The organism is Acidisphaera sp. L21, from assembly GCF_009765685.1.
GTDB lineage: Bacteria > Pseudomonadota > Alphaproteobacteria > Acetobacterales > Acetobacteraceae > LMUY01.
In genome coordinates, this window is record NZ_LMUY01000093.1 from 128,053 (window position 1) to 128,353 (window position 301).

Sequence of the window (301 nt, forward strand, 5' to 3'; positions counted from 1 at the left end):
TTAGTCCTAATGTGCAGTCACAGCCTCTAATCTCTTACCTATCGCGATGCCGGGTGCAGGATTTGAACCCGCGACCTTCGGTTTACAAAACCGCTGCACTACCACTGTGCTAACCCGGCGTCTAATTAGCTTAGCTGGAAATCACGCGACGCTCCAATCAAATTCGTCCAACTCGGTCTGCCAGAAACGGCATCGTAGCCTTATCACCGCCTCGCAAACAACGCGGCTTGACCTTTATGATGAGGTATAGCGGTCTACTTAGAGGGTGTTATGCACTCCGCATGAGGTCGGCGGCCTGCCT

General features: G+C 52.8%; 1 tRNA gene. It reads right to left on the reverse strand.

Features of this window, described 5'->3' with window-relative positions:
• Nucleotides 1-47: 47 nt before the first annotated feature.
• A tRNA-Thr gene (locus tag GSQ76_RS19165) sits at nucleotides 48-119 on the reverse strand.
• Nucleotides 120-301: the final 182 nt, after the last annotated feature.